The organism is Lentzea xinjiangensis, from assembly GCF_900110955.1.
GTDB classification, from domain to species: domain Bacteria; phylum Actinomycetota; class Actinomycetes; order Mycobacteriales; family Pseudonocardiaceae; genus Lentzea; species Lentzea xinjiangensis.
In genome coordinates this window covers 873,763-889,069 of the sequence record NZ_FOFR01000001.1, presented here as the reverse complement: position 1 = coordinate 889,069, position 15,307 = coordinate 873,763, and the positions used below count along the sequence as shown (strand labels likewise).

At 70.2% G+C, this 15,307-nt stretch carries 19 protein-coding genes and 1 tRNA gene; 14 read left to right on the top strand and 6 right to left on the bottom strand.

Annotation, left to right across the window (positions count from 1 at the left end; translation table 11 throughout):
* The first annotated feature begins 17 nt into the window (after positions 1 to 17).
* The 4 genes from BMW88_RS04530 (at position 18) to BMW88_RS04515 (ending at position 3,872) form a co-directional block, all read left to right on the top strand.
* Entirely contained in the window at positions 18 to 824 is an 807-nt protein-coding gene (locus BMW88_RS04530; RefSeq protein ID WP_089949226.1) for a metal-dependent hydrolase, read from the top strand.
* 106 nt (positions 825 to 930) lie between these two features.
* The gene (locus BMW88_RS04525; protein WP_089949225.1) at positions 931 to 2,439 is read left to right on the top strand and encodes a PHP domain-containing protein; all 1,509 of its coding nucleotides are present in this window, start codon (positions 931 to 933) and stop codon (positions 2,437 to 2,439) included.
* Positions 2,436 to 2,918: a hypothetical protein gene (locus BMW88_RS04520; protein WP_245777551.1), complete on the top strand. Its 483-nt coding sequence runs from the start codon at positions 2,436 to 2,438 to the stop codon at positions 2,916 to 2,918. Before BMW88_RS04525 ends, BMW88_RS04520 begins: the two co-directional genes overlap by 4 nt.
* A 9-nt stretch (positions 2,919 to 2,927) precedes the next feature.
* On the top strand, positions 2,928 to 3,872 hold the full coding sequence (locus BMW88_RS04515; RefSeq protein WP_089949224.1) for a ribose-phosphate diphosphokinase: 945 nt from the start codon (positions 2,928 to 2,930) through the stop codon (positions 3,870 to 3,872).
* 9 nt (positions 3,873 to 3,881) lie between these two features.
* Here the strand turns inward: BMW88_RS04515 and BMW88_RS04510 are convergent, their stop codons facing one another.
* Positions 3,882 to 4,508 carry a TetR/AcrR family transcriptional regulator gene (locus BMW88_RS04510; protein WP_218147985.1) on the bottom strand — a complete coding sequence of 209 codons (627 nt, stop codon included), beginning with the start codon at positions 4,506 to 4,508 and terminating at the stop codon, positions 3,882 to 3,884.
* 106 nt (positions 4,509 to 4,614) lie between these two features.
* Here BMW88_RS04510 and BMW88_RS04505 point away from each other — a divergent pair, with 106 nt between their 5' ends.
* Genes BMW88_RS04505 through BMW88_RS04495 form a run of 3 tightly spaced genes read left to right on the top strand, consistent with a single transcriptional unit; the run spans position 4,615 to position 6,741 of the window.
* Positions 4,615 to 5,661 carry a medium chain dehydrogenase/reductase family protein gene (locus BMW88_RS04505; RefSeq protein WP_089949222.1) on the top strand — a complete coding sequence of 349 codons (1,047 nt, stop codon included), beginning with the start codon at positions 4,615 to 4,617 and terminating at the stop codon, positions 5,659 to 5,661.
* Entirely contained in the window at positions 5,658 to 6,134 is a 477-nt protein-coding gene (locus tag BMW88_RS04500; protein WP_089949221.1) for a TetR/AcrR family transcriptional regulator, read from the top strand. The genes BMW88_RS04505 and BMW88_RS04500 overlap by 4 nt, the downstream gene beginning before the upstream one ends.
* A gap of 19 nt (positions 6,135 to 6,153) precedes the next feature.
* Positions 6,154 to 6,741, top strand: a complete 588-nt coding sequence (locus BMW88_RS04495; RefSeq protein ID WP_089949220.1) for an ABC transporter permease — start codon at positions 6,154 to 6,156, stop codon at positions 6,739 to 6,741.
* A 6-nt stretch (positions 6,742 to 6,747) separates the two neighbouring features.
* Here BMW88_RS04495 and BMW88_RS04490 read toward each other — a convergent pair whose 3' ends face one another.
* The 3 genes from BMW88_RS04490 to BMW88_RS41640 form a co-directional block, all read right to left on the bottom strand.
* A complete protein-coding gene (locus BMW88_RS04490; protein WP_089949219.1) occupies positions 6,748 to 7,083 on the bottom strand; it encodes a PNPOx family protein in 336 nt (111 codons plus the stop codon).
* A 96-nt stretch (positions 7,084 to 7,179) separates the two neighbouring features.
* Positions 7,180 to 7,440: a Prokaryotic metallothionein gene (locus BMW88_RS04485; protein ID WP_089949218.1), complete on the bottom strand. Its 261-nt coding sequence runs from the start codon at positions 7,438 to 7,440 to the stop codon at positions 7,180 to 7,182.
* A 227-nt stretch (positions 7,441 to 7,667) separates the two neighbouring features.
* Positions 7,668 to 7,740: transfer RNA gene (locus tag BMW88_RS41640), tRNA-Pro, on the bottom strand.
* 107 nt (positions 7,741 to 7,847) lie between these two features.
* Between BMW88_RS41640 and BMW88_RS04480 the strand changes: the two genes are divergently transcribed.
* Positions 7,848 to 8,963: a J domain-containing protein gene (locus BMW88_RS04480; RefSeq protein ID WP_089949216.1), complete on the top strand. Its 1,116-nt coding sequence runs from the start codon at positions 7,848 to 7,850 to the stop codon at positions 8,961 to 8,963.
* 200 nt (positions 8,964 to 9,163) lie between these two features.
* Here BMW88_RS04480 and BMW88_RS04475 read toward each other — a convergent pair whose 3' ends face one another.
* Both BMW88_RS04475 and BMW88_RS04470 read right to left on the bottom strand, forming a co-directional pair.
* Positions 9,164 to 9,919, bottom strand: coding sequence for a hypothetical protein (locus BMW88_RS04475; protein ID WP_218147984.1), 756 nt, complete (start codon positions 9,917 to 9,919; stop codon positions 9,164 to 9,166).
* Positions 9,919 to 10,182 (bottom strand): hypothetical protein, encoded by a 264-nt coding sequence (locus BMW88_RS04470; protein WP_089949212.1) that lies wholly within the window; start codon positions 10,180 to 10,182, stop codon positions 9,919 to 9,921. The genes BMW88_RS04475 and BMW88_RS04470 overlap by 1 nt, the downstream gene beginning before the upstream one ends.
* Before the next feature lie 107 nt (positions 10,183 to 10,289).
* Between BMW88_RS04470 and BMW88_RS04465 the strand changes: the two genes are divergently transcribed.
* The 6 genes from BMW88_RS04465 to BMW88_RS04440 all read left to right on the top strand — a co-directional run bounded on the left by BMW88_RS04465 (position 10,290) and on the right by BMW88_RS04440 (position 15,218).
* A complete protein-coding gene (locus tag BMW88_RS04465; RefSeq protein ID WP_089949210.1) occupies positions 10,290 to 10,856 on the top strand; it encodes an HhH-GPD-type base excision DNA repair protein in 567 nt (188 codons plus the stop codon).
* A 14-nt stretch (positions 10,857 to 10,870) separates the two neighbouring features.
* Positions 10,871 to 12,244, top strand: a complete 1,374-nt coding sequence (locus BMW88_RS04460) for a serine/threonine-protein kinase (protein ID WP_218147983.1) — start codon at positions 10,871 to 10,873, stop codon at positions 12,242 to 12,244.
* A 111-nt stretch (positions 12,245 to 12,355) separates the two neighbouring features.
* Positions 12,356 to 13,066, top strand: a complete 711-nt coding sequence (locus tag BMW88_RS04455) for an ABC transporter permease (protein ID WP_245777550.1) — start codon at positions 12,356 to 12,358, stop codon at positions 13,064 to 13,066.
* Positions 13,059 to 13,856 (top strand): ABC transporter permease, encoded by a 798-nt coding sequence (locus BMW88_RS04450; RefSeq protein ID WP_089949206.1) that lies wholly within the window; start codon positions 13,059 to 13,061, stop codon positions 13,854 to 13,856. Before BMW88_RS04455 ends, BMW88_RS04450 begins: the two co-directional genes overlap by 8 nt.
* Positions 13,853 to 14,833: an ABC transporter ATP-binding protein gene (locus BMW88_RS04445; protein ID WP_089949205.1), complete on the top strand. Its 981-nt coding sequence runs from the start codon at positions 13,853 to 13,855 to the stop codon at positions 14,831 to 14,833. The genes BMW88_RS04450 and BMW88_RS04445 overlap by 4 nt, the downstream gene beginning before the upstream one ends.
* Before the next feature lie 37 nt (positions 14,834 to 14,870).
* Complete coding sequence (locus BMW88_RS04440; protein WP_089949203.1) at positions 14,871 to 15,218, top strand: hypothetical protein; 348 nt, start codon at positions 14,871 to 14,873, stop codon at positions 15,216 to 15,218.
* Positions 15,219 to 15,307 lie beyond the last annotated feature (89 nt).

The following is a 15,307-nucleotide window of genomic DNA, read 5'->3' as shown; positions in this document are numbered from 1 at the left end:
CATCAGAAGGGGCGTAAGTGTCGACTGGGCCAACACATGCGATGAGCGGGCTGCTCGCCTGGAGCGCCACCACCGCACTCGCGTCCGCGCACCCGATCGGCCAGCTCTCGCCGCAGAGCTGGGCCGTCGGCGCGGTCCTCGCCACCGGCGCGGCCCTCCTGCCCGACCTCGACCACCCCGGCTCGACCATCTCGCGCACGTTCGGCGCGCTGAGCGGCGGCCTGTCGGCCGGCATCAACGCGCTGAGCAGCTTCGTCTACCGGACGACGCGGACCAAGAAGGACTCCAAGCGCGACGGCGGGCACCGCGGTCTGACCCACACGCTCGTCTTCGCGTTGTTCGCGGCCGTCTTCACCACCGCGGTCGTGCAGAACAGCCAGAAGTGGGCGCTGCCGGTGCTGATGTTCGTGTTCGCCGGCCTCGCGGTGCGCGGCATCATGAACGACTGGTGCCCCAAGCAGGACGCGCTGCTGATCACCGCGGTCTCCGCGGGCATCACGTGGGCGATGATCGCGTGGACCGCGCAGACCAGCGCCTCCGCCGCGGCGTGCGGCATCGCGGTCGGTGTCGGGTGCTTCGCGCACTACGTCGGCGACGCGATCACCGAGCAGGGCTGCCCGATCCTGTGGCCGGTGCCGATCATGGGCAAGACGTGGTACCCGGTGGCGCCGCCGAAGATCATGCGGATGAAGACCGGCGGCGTGGTCGAGATGGCGATCGTCGGCCCGATCGTGACGATCCTGTCGGTGTGGCTCGGACTCGCCGCGCTGCAGGGGACGGGCGCGCTGCCGTTCCTGGACGGGATCGACCTGCTGCCGCTGTGACGGACCTGCGGGGATCGTTCTCCCGCCCGCCACTCAGCGGCTACCTGCGCCTCACCCGATCGCTCTAGCCTCCACGGACCCCGACCAGTCGTGTGGAGGATCAGCCGTGTCCGAAGTAGCCCGCAGGCGCTTCCTGCAGGGAGCAGGTGCGCTGGGCGTGGCGGGCGTGCTGGGTGCCGGGAGTGCCTCCGCGTCCTCGCGTTACCACTGGCTCTCCGGTGACCACCACACGCACACGCAGTACTCGTACGACGGCATGTACACCATCGAGCAGCAGGTCCGCGGCGCGTTGCGGCACGGCACGGACTGGCTCGTGATCACCGACCACGGCCACGCCTCGCACGAGGCGCACTCCGTCGAGGCGACGGCGGCCGACCTGCGCAAGGCGCAGCAGAAGTTCCCGCAGCTGCTGCTGTGGCACGGCATGGAGTGGAACGTCCCCGGCGCCGAGCACGCGACGGTGTTCTTCGAGGACTGCCGCGACGAGGCCGGTCTGCTGCGCGACTTCGAGCGGCAGTTCGACTGGCGCCTCAACGGCGCCGAGGCGTCCACCCCGGCCAACGAGAAGAAGGCGCTGGACGCGATCCGGTTCCTCCAGGCCAAGATCCGCAACGGCACGATGAAGTCCGCGCTGGTCTTCGTGAACCACCCGATGCGCAACGGCCGGGTGGCGCCCCACGAGCTGCGGGCCATGCGCGACCTGGCACCCGACATCGTTGTCGGCATGGAGGCCGCTCCCGGCGCGCAGGGCGACGGCGACCCGGTGCGCGGCCCCGGCGGCCACCGCGGCGGCTACGCGAACAGCCCCGGCTCGAACTCGTACGCCGCGTACCCGGCCGAGGCCTACCGGACCTACGGCGGGTTCGACTGGATGACGGCGAAGCTCGGCGGCGTCTGGGACTCGCTGCTCGCCGAGGGCCGCGGCTGGTGGATCACGTCGAACTCCGACTCGCACTTCAACTCGCGCGACACGATCGTCCGCGTGCCGGAGCCGGGCGGGCAGTTCGACCTCACCGGCAAGCACCTCGACCCGGTCGACGCGGGGCCGCCCCAGGTGCTGCCGCCCTACGTCGACTTCTTCCCCTGCGAGTTCTCCCGGACCGTCGTCGGCGCGACCCGGCGGACGCGCGGCGGCGTGATGGAGGGCCTCCGCGCCGGCCGGGCCTGGGTCTCGCACGGCGGGCTGGTCGACGACCTGCGGTTCACCGCGCACGGTGCCGGCGGCGTGGAAACGATGGGCGGACGCCTGCGCGTGCGGCGCGGCTCGGACGTGACCGTGCTGGTCAAGGTGCGGTTGGCGACCCGTCCGAACAGCGCCGGGTTCGTCCCGAGGTTGCGCAGGCTGGACCTGATCAAGGGAGCGGTGAGCGGACCGGCCTCGACCGAATCGTTGTCGACGCCACATGTGAAGGTCGAGCGGTCCTATGAGCCGCGCTGGCACTATGCGGTCTTCACGCACACGTTCCGCAACGTCCGGGATCCGTTCTACGTCCGGCTGCGCGGAACCGACGGCAACCGCGGCGCGTTCGAACCGCAGGCGGACGCTCCGGGAGCCGCGAACCCGTGGGAGGACCTGTGGTGCTACACCAACCCGATCTTCGTGGAGGTCAGGTGACCGGCACCTTCCTCGGCGCCGACGCCGGGTACGAGAACCGCTGGGAAGCGGAGAAGATCGCGCTCGAACTGCACGACACAGCGCTCACCACGGCCAGGACGGTCGTGGTGCACGACGTCGACGGCCACTTCGCGATGTCCTTCCTCCTGCCGGTACCCCCGTCCGACGCGGTGGTGACCTCACTCGTCGAACAGGGCTTCGGGGTCGCCGTGCGCGGGGCGTCCTCGGGGCGCCTGGTGGGTCCGGAGGCGCTGCGAGCAGGCGCTTCCGCCGCTGCCGAGGCCCACCAGTACCGCCGCGAGGGGCGCGCTCTGCGGTTCCAGGGTCAACGGTCGTTGCGCGGCCGTCACGGTGTCTCGGACATCCTGGCGTTCACGGCTATCGAGGCCGTGTTGCCGCGCGGCACGCACACCGTCGACACGCGCGGCAACCTGACGCCCTTTTTCCGGGACGGCAAGCTGGTGCTGGTCGTCGACTAGGTTCTGGGTGTGCGTGACATCGCTGTCTTCAGTGGTTCTGCCCATCCCGACCTCGCCGCCGAGATCTGCCGGCACCTCGGCGTCGACCTCTCGCCCAGCCGCCTGACCCGGTTCGCCAACGACTGCCTCGAGGTGCAGTTGCAGGCCAACTGCCGGGAGCGGGACGTGTTCCTGATCCAGCCACTGGTGCCGCCGGTGCAGGAGCACCTGGTCGAGCTGCTCCTGATGCTGGACGCCGCGCGCGGCGCCTCGGCCGCGCGCACCACCGTCGTGCTCCCGCACTACGCCTACGCGCGCTCGGACAAGAAGGACGCGCCGCGGATCTCCATCGGCGGCCGGCTGGTCGCCGACCTGATGGTGGCCGCCGGCGCCTCCCGCGTGCTGGCGATGACGCTGCACTCCCCGCAGGTGCACGGGTTCTTCTCGGTGCCCGTCGACCACCTGCACGCACTGCGCGAACTGGCCGCGCACTTCTCGCGGTACGACCTGTCGAACACCGTCGTCGTGTCCCCCGACCTCGGCAACGCCAAGGAGGCCGCGCACTTCGCCCGCATCCTCGGGCTGCCGGTCGCGGCCGGCGCCAAGCAGCGCTTCGCCGAGGACAAGGTGCAGATCTCGACGGTGATCGGTGACGTGGCCGGGCGCGAGGTGATCGTCCTGGACGACGAGATCGCCAAGGGGTCGACCGTGGTGGAGCTGCTGGACAAGCTGCGGGAGCGCGGCGCGCGGTCGATCCGGGTGGCCTGCACGCACGGGCTGTTCTCCGCCGGGGCGCTGGACCGGTTGCAGGCGTTCGACGACGTGCTGGAGATCGTCGCGACGAACACCGTCCCGATCCCGCCCGGCAAGGTCGTGCCGAAGCTGACGGTGCTGTCGATCGCACCCGCGATGGCGGAGGCGATGCGGCGGATCAACGTCGGCGAGTCGGTGTCGACCCTGTTCGAGGCCCCCTGAGGTGCTGCTCTACCTGAGGTGTGCGAGCGCCTTGATCAGGCGCTCGGCCACATCGGCCGGTCCCGGCATCGTGCGCACCACGGCCCGCTGGTGTGCGAGGCCGTGCAGGCCGAGCCACAACGCGACCGCGTCGCCGTAGAGGTCGTCGCTGCCGTGCGCGATCCCCGCCTCCACGCAGGCGCCGAGCACGTCCGCGAGCAGCGTGAGGGCTTCCAGGCCCAGTGACTCCAGGTCGTCGTCGGTGATCGAGGTGACCTCCGCCGACGGCGTCCACAGGCCGCCGAACATGATCCGGTAGCGCTGCGGGTGCTCCCTCGCGAGGTCGAGGTAGGCGTGGCACACCGCGAAGAGCCGGGCGCGCGCGTCCGGGCCCGCCCGCTCGTCCGCCTCGCGCAGTGCCGCGGCCAGGCGGTCCATCTCCTGCCGCACCACGGCCAGCATGATCGACGGCTGGTCCGCGAAGTGCGCGTAGATCGACGGAGCCGCGATCCCCGCCTTGCGGGCGACCGAGCGCAGCGTGACCGCGCGCTCGTCGCCGCCCTCGTCCAGGAGGGCGACCGCCGCGGCGATGATCTCGTCCCGCAGCTTCCCGCCCTCGCCCCTGCGGTTGCGCCTGCGCGGTTCCGTGTTCGTCACGGCCGTAACCATACACGTGAAAGTTTATGGGCGTTAGGTCTTGCGCTCGTTAACTTACGGGCGTTAGCTTATGGATGTAAGTCAACGAGCCGCGAGGAGCCAGCCCATGAACGCCACCGCCACCATCCGCGCCACGGAGGTCGTCCTGCCCGGCGTGGTCGAACCCGACGGCCTGCACCTGCAGGTCCGCGACCTGCCCGCACCGGCGGAGGGCCAGGTCGTCCTGCGCATGGAGGCCACCGGAGTCTCGTTCGCCGAGCAGCAGATGCGCCTCGGCAAGTACTACAACCAGCCGGCGTTCCCCTTCGTGCCGGGCTACGACGTCGTCGGCACCGTCGTCGCCGTCGGTCCGGGCGTTGACCCTGCGCTGGAGCTGCACCGGTTCGCGGCGGTCACGAAGGTCGGCGCGTGGGCCAGCCACCTGGTCGTCGAGGCCGCCGACCTGGTGCCCGTGCCGGACGGCGTCGACGCCGCCGCGGCCGAGACCGTCGCGGTCAACGGCGTCACGGCGTGGCAGATGCTGCACCGCACCGCGAAGGTCGAGCGCGGCGGCACGATCGTCGTGCTGGGCGCCAACGGCGGGGTCGGCTCGACGCTCGTCCAGCTCGCGAAGCACGCCGGCCTGGAGGTGATCGGCACGGCGTCGCAGCGCCACCACGACGCGGTGCGCGAGCTCGGCGCCATCCCCGTCGACTACCGCGACCCGCACATGTACGACCGCATCCGCGAGCTCGCGCCCGACGGTGTCGACGCGGTGTTCGACCACGTCGGCGGCGCCGGCCTGGAGGAGTCGTGGAAGCTGCTGCGCCGCGGCGGCACGCTGGTCAACTACGGCACGGCGGCGACGAAGGACGAGCCCGGCAACGCGATGCTCCCGGTGCTGCTGCTCTTCGCACGACTGGCGTTGTGGAACCTCCTGCCCAACGGCAAGAAGGCGGGCTTCTACAACTTCTGGGCGGGCAAGCGGTTCCGCACCTCGGCGTTCCGCGCCCGGCTGCGCGAGGACCTCGTCCAGGTGCTCCGCCTGGTCGGCACCGGTGCGCTCCGGCCCCAGATCGCCGCCCGCGTCCCGTTGTCCGCCGCCGCCGCCGCGCTCGCGCTGGCCGAGTCGCGCACCGTCCTCGGCAAGGTCGTCATCGTCCCGGAGCCGTGAGCAGGCCCGGCTGCCGCGAGGCCGTCGTCGCGGCGGCGACCGCCCTGGTCGACGCGGACCGCGCCGTGACGCTGCGAGCCGTGGCACGCGCGGCCCGCCTGCCCACCTCGGCGGTCTACCAGCACTTCTCCGCTCCCCCGGCCATCCTGGCGGCCGTGTGCCAGCAGGCCTTCGAAGACCTCGAGGCCACCGTTCTCGCCGCGACCGGCGCCCACGCGGCAGGCCTCGCCTACCTGGACTTCGCCGTCGCACACCCGCGCCGCTACCGCGTGATGTTCGGCGCGGCCGACCTCGCCGCACCGGCGCTGCGGCTGTTCACCCGAGTCCTCGCCGGCTCCGGCCGCACCGATCCCGCGGCCGACGCCCTGACGCTGTGGCTGGGCCTGCACGGCCTGGCCGACCAGCGCGCCTCGACCCGCCGCTCGCCCCGGTTCGCCGCCCTGGCGCCGCGCCTGATCGCTTCACTCATCTGACTTCCCGGAGGTACCCACCGTGCACGCCACCGCTGTCCGCGCCGCCGTCGCCGTTCCCACCCACGAGGTCGACAACCGCGCCGCCTACCTGAGCTTCGCGTTCGCCTACGTCTTCGGCCACGGCTCCGCCGTGCTCTCCAGGTCCGGCCTGGTCCTGATGCCGTCCTGGCTGCCGATCGCGCTGCTCGCCACCGGCCTCGCCGGCGGCACGGTCTTCGCCACGGCCTCGTCGCTGCGGGCCCGGCGCGGAGCACCGGAGTCGCACCGCCGCGCCGAGAAGCTGGTCGGCACCGCCTGGGTCACCGGCTTCGCGGCCCTCGCCCTCGCCATCACCGGCCTGAGCACCGTGTTCGAGGAGCCCGAGTTGCAGACCGTGCTCTGGCCCGCCGGTTCGACCATCGTCGTCGGCCTCATCTACATCGCCGAAGGCGCGGTCCGCGGCAACGCGCTGCACTACAACCTCGGCACCTGGCTCGCCCTGGTCGCGGCCGCAGCACTGTTCGTGCCCGGCGCCGGTTTCTTCGGCGTCCTGGCGGTGCTGGGCGGCGCCGCCTACCTGCTGGCCACGTTCCTGGAGCCGCGCCGGCTGGCCGCCCTGGCCAGGTGAGGACCGCTACAGCCGCACTCGCACCGTGACACGACCTCGGTCGTCACGGTGCGATGTCGCGTGTCCGGTCCGTTGCACGCCATCGAGTTCAAGCGTGAGCGGGCCACCCTCGCCGCCGAAGTTGCGCCACCAGGTCTTGGCGTCGGGCATCGCCACCCGGATCTCGACGAGGTCGCCCCGGCGCCGGTAGCCGACGGGGGTGGTGAACGTGCGGCCGGACCGCCTGCCCGTGTAGGACACGACCGTGATCCCCTTGCGCACGAACTTCCCGACGAGCGGTGCGTCGCGCAGGCCCGCCACCCACCTGTTGACGCGGTGGACGAACTGTCTGTTGAAGTTCATGCCCACCAACGTAGCCACGCAAGTGGATGACCTGCTCCACTTGACCGGAAGTGAGAGGGAGTGACCGCCTCACCGTCTCAGTTTCGCACCGGGCGGTCAGCCGGGGTGGGCGCCGACGGTGTCGCGGATCTGCGCCCCCAGGTCGGAGGCCGCGGACCGGGCGCAGTGGGCGCAGCAGAAGAAGCGGCCCTCCACCTCCACGCCGTGCCCGATGACCCGGCAGTCGCAGTGCTCGCAGCGCGGGGCGAGGCGCTGGATCGCGCACTCGAAGCTGTCGAACGTGTGCACGCCACCACCGACGGTGCGCACCTCGAAGGCCATCCAGTACTCGTTGCCACAGACGTCACAGGTCGCCATGCGCGGAAGACTGCGGCAGGTCAGCCGGGTCGGCAACTCGAGGCGCGGGGCTGCCCGACCGGTGTTTCCGCGGCAATCACCCGATAGGTGCGGTGGTGGCGACCGCCCCGGACGACCGAGGGTCCCTCCGGCAGGCCTTCCAGTGCGTCCACCGGGCCGTCCTCCCCACCGGAGTCGTCCACAGTGGACGCCCGTGGCACGGGAACGGCGGAAACCCGGCTGCTGAGCGGGACCGGCCGGATTCGAACCGGCGTTCTCCCCCCGTCCGGAGGGCGCGTCGACCACTGCGCTACAGGCCCCATCGCCACCGCGAACACTCACACTAGTCGGCGAATCGCGGGCCGTATGCCCGGCGAAAGTGTTGGACCCAATAAGGTTCATGCACCAACCTCGGACTGGACGGTGTCGTGCCAGGGATCGACTACTACGAGTTGCTCGGTGTCAGCCGGGGCGCCAGTGCCTCGGAGATCAAGTCGGCTTACCGCTCTCTCGCCAAGGTCATGCACCCGGACGCGGGTGGCACGTCCGGCGGCTTCCGCCTGCTCCAGGAGGCCTACGAGACGCTGAAGGACCCTGTCCGGCGCGCCGACTACGACCGCCCCACCCCGGCCGCACCACCGGTCGTGCGCCCTCGGACAAGGCCGCGACCTCGGCGAACGGGCCACACGGGCCGGTTGCGCGACTTCGGCGAAGACCCGAACTACATGGCGCCGCGCCCCCGCGTGGACCTAGGCGCGATGGACTGGTGGAACCGCATCGACCTGGGCGCCCGCGTCCGCTACGTGCCCGCGACGGGCCTGGGCCACGCCCCCGCGGCCGCCGCGATCGGCGGGTGGTTCGTCCTGCTCCTCCCGCTGGCGATGCCGCTGTCACCCCTGCTGCTGGCCGTCTGGCTACCACTGGTGGCCGCCGCCGGTTACGGCGCGTTCCGGCTGGTGCGCCGCTACACGGCGCTGGCACGCGCCGAACGGGCGTTCGCGGGCGAGTACGACGGGAACACCATCTTCGGCCGTCCGGGTGAAAACAGACGCGAAAGGCTGACCGCCGGCCTGCTCACCGAGTACCTCACGCAGCTACCGGGCGTGCGCATCTTCCACGGCCTCGCCTGGCCCGGCTCGGTCTTCACCGACGTCGACCACGCCCTGCTCTGCGGCCGCCGCCTGGTCCTGATCGAGTCGAAGTCGTGGCTGCCCGGCCACTACTACTGCGACGAGGACGGCGAACTCTGGCGCAACGGCCACCCGTTCCGCGGCGGCGGCACCCAGCTCGTCGAAGGCGTCGAACGCTTCGCCGAGCTCCTGCCGTGGCTGGAGGTCCGCGGCGCCCTGATCGTCTACCCGAGCCGGGCCGGCGAGGTCACGTGCGACGACGACCTCGACTTCGAGGTGCCGCCGATGACGCCGGAGCAGTTCGTGCGGGAGATCGGCGACTGGCTGGCCGAGGATCCGGCGACCGTCGACCGCGAGGCACTGCGCGTGCTGGTGCGTCAGGTGGTGTCCGAGGTCCGCGTGGCCGGCGCGTAGTTCCCGGGCCGGGAGCGGTGTTCGGGCCGGTGTGAGGCCGATGGGACGACCAGCCGGGGTGAGGCCGGACGGAGCAGTCCGTGTCAGGATTGCCGCCATGACCCGCACGGTGTGCCTAGCGCAGAACCCCGACGCCGACGCCCTGCTGGCCGAGGACCGGTTCGCGCTGCTGCTCGACCAGCACACTGCCCGATGTACGACTAGCTAGTCTCTTCGAGCAACCGGGCAGCAGCTTGCGCGTCCATCATGTTCGAGTAGACCTGTTCACCAGGACGCAGCGGCCGATCCGGCATCGCGAACTCCGGGTACCAGCCGTCCCTGTCACAGCCAGGAACCAGGTCCAGAGCGATGGCGACGAAGTTGTCGGGCACCGAACCAGTGATCCGCATCGCTACGTACGTCCCCCTGTCCTCCGCACCCCGAACGAGCACACCGAGTTCTGCCCCGGAAACCTCACCGGCATGCTCGTGCCCGTCGAGCAACGATGCGCACACCAGACGCCGCACCGTTTCGCTCATGACCCGCAGCATCCGGACCGCTGCTTCAGCGCGGTACCGATCGAGGTCGTCCTCGCTCGCAAGCCACTGGCCACAGAACGTCGATGTTTTCAAGGGCGGACTGTGCTCAGCGTTGTACCTGGCTCGTGCGGCGACGGCTGCAGTCGCGAGCGCTTCGTAGAAGTCATCACGACTTCCCGCTTCTCGGACTCCAGCCGTGACCATCCAACTGGGATCGCCCGTCTCGACAACGGCTCCTCGCCAACGTTGGACTTTGACCTTGAACATGACCACGTCATCGATCGAACGAATCCGCTCACGCGGACCCGTCGGCTGAGCGAATTGCTCGTTGGCCTTCCTGATCAGCGGATGATCGATCTCATCGAGAGGCTCGTCGATCGGCGGCAGGCCCAAGCCGAGCTCTTCACGGAGACAGCGAATGGTGGGGCGAACGGTCATCAGGACTCGCGGATCCCACCTAGTTCAGCGAGGCGCTCCTTGGACATGCCGGTCAGAGCGGCGACCTGACTGCTTCGGGTGCCATCGAGCGTCTCCATCGTGCGACGCAGCGCCGCGTTGATCTCTTCCCGCCTCGCGCCCAAGTACTCACGGACAGCCGCAGCGAGCAGGTCCTTCTGAGACATGTGCAGAGCGGTGGCACCATGCGCGATCAAAGCGTGTGTCTCTTGATCGACTTTGACAGGAGAGGACTGAACGGCCATTACACACCTCCGGTACCCAATGGTACCTGGGTACCACCGGTAGTCAAACCGGCTCTCTGCTCGCGAGCCGGAAACAGCACCTCACGCCAGCATGCGATGCTCTCGCCATGACCCGCACGGTGTGCCTAGCGCAGAACCCCGACGCCGACGCCCTGCTGGCCGAGGACTGGTTCGCGCTGCTCTTGGGTATGTTGCTCGACCAGCAAATACCGATGGAGAAGGCCTTCTCCGGCCCCAAGGTCATCGCCGACCGCATGGGCGGCCTGGACGTGCACCGCATCGCCGAAGCCGACCCCGAGGCCTTCGCCGCGATCATGGCCACCCCGCCCGCCGTGCACCGCTTCCCCGGCTCCATGTCCAAGCGGGTGCAGGCGCTGGCGCGGTTCGTCGTCGAGGTGTACGACGGTGACGTCACGCGCATCTGGGCCGAGGAGGACGGGACCGCTGTGGTGAAGCGGCTCAAGGCGTTGCCCGGGTTCGGGGAGCAGAAGGCGAAGATCTTCCTCGCGCTCCTGGGCAAGCAGTTCGGCGTGACGCCCGAGGGGTGGCGGGAAGCGGCCGGTCATTACGGCGACGAGGGAAGTCGTCGTAGCGTGGCCGACGTGACGGACCAGAAGTCGTTGCTCGAGGTGCGGGACTTCAAGAAGGCCGCGAAGGCGGCGGCCGGCAGGTAGCTAGGCTGCCGCGCGTGACCGCACCGCACATCCCCGGCCTGACCGATCTGAGACCGTTGGGCGCGGGTGGGTTCGCCACCGTCTACCGCGCCCACCAGGCGCAACTCGGCCGCGATGTCGCCGTCAAGATCGACAACCGGGTGCTCGTCGACGAGCGGGACCGGCGGCGGTTCCTGCGGGAGGCGCGTGCCGCGGCCAAGTTGTCGGGGCATCCGCACGTTGTCGGGGTGCACGACGCGAACATCACCGCTTGGGGCATGCCGTACATCGTCATGGAGCTGTGCACGGGCGGGTCGCTCGCCGACCGGTTGGACGCGGGTGGGCCGTTGCACCCCGAGCAGGTCCGCGCTCTCGGCATCAAGCTCGCGGACGCGCTCGCGGCGGCGCACCGGGAAGGGGTGCTGCACCGGGACATCAAGCCCGGCAACATCCTCGTCGACCGGTACGGCACGCCGAAGCTCGCCGACTTCGGGCTCGCCGCGCTGCTCGACGCCACGGGTGGCAGCACGGTGACGCGGGACGCGCTGAGTCCCAGCTACGCGCCGCCGGAGGCGTTCGCGATGGCCGAGCCGACGCCGCAGGCCGACGTCTACTCGCTCGCCGCCACGCTCTACACGTTGCTCGCGGGCAAGCCGCCGCGGCCGGTGCCGTGGCCCATCAGCAGTTTCGACCAGCTCGGCGAGATCCTGCGCAGGCCCGTCGCCGCGGTCGACGGGGTGCCGGCGGCGCTGCACGACGCGCTGGCTCGGGCGCTGCACCCGGACGCGAACCTGCGCACGCCCAGTGCCGCTCAGCTGCGGGACGAGCTGCGCGATCCGCTGCGGCAGCCCACCGTGCCGGTCGCTCCCCCGGCCAAGCGCAAGGTGTGGCCGTTGGCCGTCGCGGCGGGGCTCGTCGTCGCGGCCGGTGCCGGGGTGTTGGCGTGGAACCACTTCCGCGCGGAGGACGCGGGTGCGCGAGGTCCCGGGCCGGTGTCGACGACCCAGCAGGGTGGCGCCGAGGACATCCCGCCGTTCCTCAAGAAGTGCGACATGGGGTTCTGCGTCGACCAGTCGACGTGCTTCCGCGGGATCAACAACTTCGGCGGTCAGCCGGCGACGGCGCGCAATGTCGGTAGCTGCGCGGACGAGCACTACTGGGAGGCGTTCGGCGGGGGCTGGCTCTCCGGGGAGATCCCGGCGGTCGACTCCGACGAGCTGGCGGCATCGGCTGAGGTGAGGGGCGTCTGCACGCCCGAGCTGATGAAGGCGAACACCCGGTCGACGGTCGACACGACCGGCTGGGAGATCACCGCGGTCGGGTTCAAGGACGGCACCCGCAGCTACTTCCTCTGCCTGGGCTCGCAGCCCGAGGTCGGCGAGGTCGTGACCAGTGCGTTCGGTAGCTGAAAAATCCACTTGCGACGGTCACTAACGTAGACCGACGTGCGTGTTCACGCCGATTTGATCGTTGCCGGATTCCGAAGGTACTCGACCTACCGACAAGCGATGCTGGCTGGGATGACCACGAACGTGGTCTTCGGGCTGCTGCGGGTCGCCGTTCTCGTCGCCGCGCTGAAGGCGGCGGACGGCGAGATCGCCGACTACGGCATCGCTGCCACCAACACGTACGTCTGGATCGGGCAGGGGCTGCTCGGGTTCATCCTGTTGTGGGGGACCAACGAGCTCGCCGAGCGCGTGCGATCCGGTGACGTCGTCGTAGATCTCTACCGGCCGTGGAACCTGCAGAGCGCGCTGCTCGCCGAGGACGTCGGCCGCAGCGGGTTCGCGTTCCTGACCAGGCTCGCCCCGCCGGTGCTGTTCGGCATGCTGCTGTTCCCGTTCCAGTTCCCCGAGAACGCGGTGCAGTGGCCGCTGTTCCTGGTGAGCGCGTTGATCGCGCTGGTCATCAGCTTCGCGTTCCGGTTCCTCATCGACGTCAGCGCGTTCTGGCTGATCGACAACCGCGGGCTGTACGGGTTCTGGAACGTCACGTCCGGCCTGCTGTGCGGGCTCACCGTGCCGATCGCGTTCTTCCCCGAGTGGGCGCGCGAGGCGCTGTGGATGACGCCGTTCCCGGCGTTGCTGCAGGCGCCGATCGACGTGTTCCTCGGGCACGGCAGCGCGCCGAAGCTCCTGCTGTACCAGGCGTTCTGGGCCGTGGTGATGCTGGGACTCGGGCACCTGGCCTTGCAGCGCGCGGTGCGCAAGGTGGTGGTGCAGGGTGGCTGACCTCATCTACCCGAGGCTGATCGGCGCACGGCTGCGCAGCCAGCTCTCCTACCGCGCGTCGTTCGCGATGGACTTCGTGACGCAGGTGATCGCGCAGTGCTACGAGCTGCTCGTCATCCTGGTCCTCTTCACCCAGATCACCGCGCTCGGCGGGTTCACCAAGAACGAAGTGCTGCTGATGTACGCGTTCGCGGGCGCGGCGTTCGGGGTCGCCGACCTGTTCGCGGGCCAGCTCGACAACCTGCCGACCTACATCCGCACCGGCACCTTCGACGTGCTGCTGATGCGGCCGCTCGGCACGCTGCCGCAGATCATGTGCTCCGACATCCGGTTGCGCCGGATCGGGCGCATCACCGGCGGGATCGCGGTCCTGGCCTACGCGCTGGCGAACGTCCCGGTCGACTGGTCGCCCGCGAAGGTCGCGCTGACCGTCGTGACGCCGATCGCGGGCGCGGTCATCTACAGCGCGGTCTGGGTGGTGGCCTGCTCGGTCTGCTTCTGGATCGTCGAGGGGCGCGAGTTCGCCAACGCCGTCACCTACGGCAGCAACGCCTTCACGTCGTACCCGATCAACGTCTACTCCCGGCCGCTGCGCTGGGTGATGGCGTTCGTCGTGCCGGGCGCGTTCGTGGCGTACTACCCGAGCCTCGCGCTGCTCGGCAAGCAGGACCCGCTCGGCCTGCCCGGCTGGGTCGGCTGGACATCACCGCTCGTCGCAGCCCTGGCCGCAGCCGCGGCGGGGCTCGTGTGGCGCTTCGCGGTCAGGCACTACCGGGGAACGGGATCATGATCGAGGTCGAGGGGCTCCGCAGGGAGTTCAAGGTCGCCACGTCGAAAGGCCTGCGGCGCAGGTACAAGACCGTCACCGCGGTGGACGGCGTGTCGTTCGGCGTGGCGGCGGGAGAGGCGGTCGGGTACGTCGGCCCGAACGGGGCCGGCAAGTCGACGACGATCAAGATGCTGACCGGGATCCTGGTGCCGACCAGCGGGCGCGTCCGGGTGAGCGGCGTGGACCCGTCGAAGCAGCGGCGCGACCTCGCGAGGCGCATCGGCGTCGTGTTCGGGCAGCGCAGCCAGCTCTGGTGGGACCTGCCGCTGCGGGACAGCTTCGACCTGCTCCGGTCGATCTACCGGGTGCCGCCGCGGGACTACCGGGCCCGGCTCGACGAGTGCGTCGAGCTCCTCGGCCTGCGGGAGACGCTGGCCACCCCGGTGCGGCAGCTCTCGCTGGGGCAGCGGATGCGCGGCGAGATCACCGCCGCCCTGCTGCACGCGCCGGAGCTGCTGGTGCTCGACGAGCCGACGATCGGCCTGGACCTCGAGTCCAAGGAACGGCTCAGGGAGTTCCTCAAGGACATCAACACCAGGCGCGGCACGACGCTCCTGCTCACCACGCACGACCTGGACGACATCGAGCGCCTCTGCCCGCGGCTGATGGTGATCGACCACGGCCGGGTGCTCGCCGACGGGCCGCTCGACGACCTGCGGGCCGAGGTCACCCCGGAACGCGAGCTCGTCATCGACCTCAGGGAACCCGGACCGGCGCCGGACGTCCCCGGAGTGACGGCGGTGCGCAGCGAGGCCGGCGGCCTGCGGCACCACCTCACGTTCCGGCGGGCGGAGATGACGGCGGCGCAGCTCATCACCCTGGTGGTGCGGCAGGTGGAGGTCCACGACCTCGCGGTCGTGGAGCCGGAGATCGACGACGTCATCCGGAAGCTTTACCAACGTCAAACCCTCACGGGGCGCACGTCGGTAGAGTCGTGACCAACACAAACGGACACATCGGGCAAGAGGAGAGCGAATGCGCCTAGTCGGACCGCTGGCAGCAGCCGTCATCGCGTTGGGCAGCCTGACGGCCTGCGACACGATCCAGGGCGTCAGCGACACCGCGGACAAGGTGAAGCTGTGTGCTGATGCGATCCAGCTCGTGGGGTTCTCGCCGGACATGAGCGACCCGCAGAAGGCGCTGGAAGACACCAAGGCCAAGGCCCAGGAGCTGGAGAACCTCGCGAACTCCGCGCCGGACGCGCAGGTGAAGAAGGCTCTCGAGGAAGCAGCCAACGGCATGCAGAACGTCAACTCCGCGGCGGACTGGGTGCAGCAGAAGGCCGACCTCGCGGCGAAGGTCTCCTCGGCGTGCGGCGGATGAGGACTTGAGCCCTGTTGCGCATCTCCGGTGTGGGCCTAGGCTTTAACGCGTTCAGCGCCATGCCTCACGCCGCACACCGGAGGTGTCGC